Source organism: Pseudomonas sp. GW823-FHT06B06 (assembly GCF_058795195.1).
This window is the reverse complement of record NZ_JBXAHO010000093.1, coordinates 1-1,296: the sequence shown is the minus strand read 5'-3', so window position 1 is coordinate 1,296 and position 1,296 is coordinate 1. Positions and strand designations below refer to the sequence as shown.

Genomic DNA, 1,296 nt, shown 5'->3' with positions numbered 1-1,296 from the left:
GATCCAGTTTCAGGATGCGCTTGAGGTGGGCAAACAACATTTCGACCTTCTTACGTTCGTGGCGAGAGCGCACGTACGCAGGTGTCGCCGCGATTCGCCGAGCCACATCGCGCGCGGCTTCATGGATGCTGCGGGCGATCTTGCGGAACGCAGTGTTCGGGCAGCACTTGGCTTTCATCGGACAGGCGACGCAGTCGGTCTGCCTGGATCGGAAGATGATGGTGTTGGCTTTGGTGACGTGCGAACGCTCGTTCTTGAAGGCTCGCCATTCGCTACGTAATGCATTGCCAGCCGGGCAGCAGTATTCCTCAGTCTCTTCATTCCAGCGGAAATCGTTGCTCGAAAAACTGTCGTTCTTGCGTTCGGTTTTGTCCCACACCGGCACATGTGGCTCGATGTCCTTTTCCTCCACCATCCAGGCCAGCATCGGCGCGGTACCGTAAGCGGTGTCGCCAATGAGGCGTTCCGGCTTGATGTCGAACTGCGCTTCGACCCGATCGATCATCGTCTTGGTGCTCTCGACTTCTGCGGTTCGATGAGCAGGTGTGGGTTCCACATCCATGATCACGCCGTGCTCGGTATCGATCAGATAATTCGTGGAGTAAGCGTAGAACGCTGGGCCACCTGGAGCTGCGGTCCAGCGGGCTTGAGGATCAGTCAGCGATAGGCGCTTCGGTAGCGTTTCGGCCAGAGCCTCTTCATCGAGTGCCTCAATATACTCACGCACGGCGCGGGTGCTCAGAGCTGGATCGCTCCAGTTGACCGGTTCATCACCCGGTACGCCGCGCTGCCGGCTGGCATCCGCTTTGATGATGCTGGCGTCCACGGCAAAGCCTTCGCCCTTGACCAGGCCGGCGTCCATGCAACGACGCAGCACTTCATTGAACAGCCAGCGAAACAGATCGCTGTCCCGAAAACGGCCGTGTCTATTTTTGGAAAAGGTCGAGTGATTGGGGACTTCATCTTCAAGGCTCAACCGGCAGAACCAGCGATACGCCAGGTTCAAATGGGCCTCTTCGCACAGCCGACGCTCTGAGCGAATGCCGTAGCAATAGCCCACGATCAGCATGCGGATCATCAGTTCGGGATCAATCGACGGACGCCCAATCGGGCTGTAAAAATCGGCGAGGTAATGGCGCAAGTCGCTCAGATCGAGACACCGATCAATGCTACGCAGAGGGTGATTGGCGGGGATGTGGTCTTCAAGGTTGAACGAGTAAAACAGCCGTTCCTGCCCACTCGATAACTGTCCCATCATGCTGCGTGCTTCCCTGCTGGCCAATGTAGAGATTTTGC

The 1,296-nt window shown here is 57.4% G+C and carries 1 protein-coding gene; it reads right to left on the bottom strand.

Annotation, left to right across the window (positions count from 1 at the left end; translation table 11 throughout):
- Positions 1–1,258, bottom strand: a 1,258-nt coding sequence (locus tag AC1Q8Q_RS32125; RefSeq protein WP_492615964.1) for an IS1182 family transposase, incomplete at its 3' end; no start/stop codon positions are given.
- Positions 1,259–1,296 lie beyond the last annotated feature (38 nt).